This is a genomic window from Streptomyces sp. 13-12-16, assembly GCF_002114215.1.
Taxonomy (GTDB): domain Bacteria; phylum Actinomycetota; class Actinomycetes; order Streptomycetales; family Streptomycetaceae; genus Streptomyces.
Window position 1 is genome coordinate 1 of record NZ_NCTE01000100.1, and the last position, 2,834, is coordinate 2,834.

Annotated in this window: 2 protein-coding genes and 1 pseudogene; all 3 read right to left on the reverse strand. The window is 75.4% G+C overall.

All coding sequences use genetic code 11. The annotated features are described in order from the left end of the window. Window positions 1-604 (reverse strand): AAA family ATPase (locus B7767_RS05075; RefSeq protein WP_179167033.1); only part of this gene is annotated, 604 nt, incomplete at its 3' end. Then, a complete protein-coding gene (locus B7767_RS05080) occupies window positions 601-2,436 on the reverse strand; it encodes an ankyrin repeat domain-containing protein (protein ID WP_085571057.1) in 1,836 nt (611 codons plus the stop codon). The genes B7767_RS05080 and B7767_RS05075, both read right to left, overlap by 4 nt. Next, a pseudogene (locus B7767_RS05085) lies at window positions 2,433-2,834 on the reverse strand (gala protein); the annotation flags it as partial. The pseudogene B7767_RS05085 and the gene B7767_RS05080, both read right to left, overlap by 4 nt.

A 2,834-nucleotide genomic window follows, 5' to 3' on the forward strand; every position in this document is an offset into this window, starting at 1 on the left:
AGGTGCCGGCCATGCCGCGGGCGACCGTGGCCGGGTCGTGGGTCCAGTCGAGGTGGACGAAGCGGTTGGCGAGCGGCGGGCTGAGGTGCCAGCCGTCGGCGGCGCTGGACGGCGGGTTGGCGGCGGCGACGATGCGCACCGCGTCGGGCAGGACGAGGCTGCCGACCCGGCGTTCGAGGACGACCCGCAGCAGCGCCGCCTGCACGGCCGGGGGCGCGGAGGACAGTTCGTCGAAGAAGAGCAGGCCCTGTCCGGCGCGGGTGAGCCGGACCGCCCAGTCGGGCGGGGCCATCGGCACGCCGGTGGTGGCCGGGTCGTCCCCGACGATCGGCAGTCCCGCGAAGTCCGACGGCTCGTGCACGCTGGCGATGACCGTCTCCAGCGGGAGGCCGAGCCCGGCGGCGAGCTGTTCCAGGCCGGCGGACTTGCCGATGCCGGGTTCGCCCCACAGGAGGACGGGCTGGTTGGCCGTCACCGCGAGGGCGAGCGCCTCCAGTTGGGGGTTGGCGGCGGGTTCGGTGCGGTGCGTGCGCAGTCTGCCGACGAGGTCGTCGGCGGCGGCCAGCGGGCCCGGTGCGGTGCGGTGGGTGGGGTCGGTGCTCAAAACGGCGGTTCCTTGCTGTACTCGACGGGCTCGTCGGGCTCGGACTCATCGGGCTCGACGAGCTCGTGGTCGTCCGCTTCCTCCTCCTCGTTGCGGTCCATGTACTCGTCCCACCACTCGGCCCCGAGGCCCGGATGTTCCTCGCGTACGCGCTTCCGGAGGAAGGCCAGGTCGGACCGCTTGTAGCGGCGGACGACCTGGGCCAGTGACAGCTCCATCCGGTCTTCCACGTCGATCCGGGCACCGGCGTCGAGGAGTGCCTCCACGAGGGCCTTGGAACCGCCGTCGTTGACCGCCACGAACAGCGGTGTGCGGTCCCGCTGGTCCCGGGCCTCCAGGTCGAGCCCCGCCGCGAGCAGCCGGGGCAGGAGCGGTTCGTGGTCGAGGAGGTGCAGTACGTGGAGCAGCGAGCGTCCGGAGGCGTCGCGGACCCGGGGGTCCACACCGGCGTCCAGGAGTTCGAGCACGCCGTGGGTGTCGCCGTGCTGGACGCGCAGGAACAGGTCCTGCCGCTGGGCGCGCAGCGCCTTCGGCAGCCGGCCGTCGCCGGACGCCCAGGTCTGCTCGACGGCGAAGCACCCGGCGACGGCGCCGCCGAACGCGCGCAGGGCCCGCTCGCGCTGCTGCTCCTCGTCGCTGTGCGGCATGCGGAGCAAACCGCCCGGACGGAAGCCCACCTCGTGCCATTCGCCCCGGCATCGCACCCGGACGGGGGCGGGGAGGTCGGGCCCCGGTGGGCCGCCGGTCCCGTCGGCGACCCGGAGGCCGGGGAACAGTGCCTCGCGGACCAGCGGATGCAGGTGCTCGGGCTCGACCCCGCCGACGCGCAGCAGGTCGAGGTCGGGGAGCCTGCGCCAGAGCGCCTCGGCCAGGAAGGGCAGGCCGTCGGCCTCCTCGCGGCCGACGGCCCGCACCCCGAGACCGGTGGCCGTCGACTCCAGCAGGATGCGCGTGCGCCAGTCGCCGACGACGAGGAAGCGGTCGCCGACGCCCCCCTCCTCCAGGAGGCGGACCTCCCGCTCCAGGCGGGTGTGGTCGAGCGCGAGCCTGCCGAGGAGCGCCGACGGATCGGCCTGGTACCAGCCGGGGCCGCCGGCCGGGGGTGTCAGGTCGAGTTCGATCCCGGCGGCGGTGAAGGCCGCCTCGACCTCGCCCCTCTGGTGCAGCAGGGTGACCCACTCGGCCCGGGCCGCCGCGTCACCGGGGCCCGGATCGGCGGTGGGCAGCTCGTCCGTACGGCGCGGTCGGCCGTCGGCGTGGAAGAAGGGGGGCCGTTCGGTGCCGCCGCCGCACCGCTCGCGCAGTTCGGCGGTGTGCCGCGCGTCCCACAGGTACCGGGCGTACCGCCAGTCCTCGGTCGGACTCCCGAAGACGCCGACGGTCCTCTCGTTCGTGACCGTGCTGAACCGCAGGGTGACCCGTTGCGGGCCCTCCAGCATCGCGGGCGTGGTGAGGTGCAGGTACGGCGCGGAGCGGGGGCCTTCGCCCGGCCGCACCGGCCGGTAGCGGGCGAGGACGACGGTGCGGTCGGTGTCGAGGGTGGTCCGCCCGCCCAGCACCCGGGGCAGGTGCCAGCGCACCAGGTCCGGGACCAGGTGGCGCAGGTCGTCCTCCAGCGCCTCGGCGACGTCGTCGCCGCAGTGCTCGGCGACCTCCGGCAGGTCGATGTCGACGTCCACGCCGGCCGCCGCGCACGCGCCCCGCCAGTCACCGGCCGTACGGCGTTCGGTCGCGCGCTCGATCATCCTCCGGGGCACGGCGTAGCGGCGGATGCGTCGTCGGCTCGCCGCCTCCTCCGGTGGGAAGCACGGCGGTTCGGGGCGGCGGCTCACCGGTAGACACTTCCTATCGCGCGCAGGTCGGGGTGGGCCCCGGCCGTGGGCCGCAGGCGCTGGGTGAAGGAGCGCTTCACCTTCCGGGGCAGTCCCGGTCCCAGGCCGACGTACTCCAGCAGTGAGTCGTCCGGCACCGCCGCCAGCAGGGACTTCGCGCCGCGCCCGGTGAGTCCGGTGTGGCACAGCTCCAGCCTGCGCAGCGGGCTGCCCGCGAGGGCGGCGGCCAGGGCTCGGGCGCCTTCGTCGCCGGTGGCGTTGGCAGGGGCGCCGAGGCTCCGCTCGGACATCGGCCGTCCCAGGTCGAGCGTCTCGATGGCGCCCAGGGCGTCGGCGAGGGCGCGGGCACCGGTGGGGCCGATGCCGTTGCCGCCCAGGCCCAGGCGCACCGGCCGTCC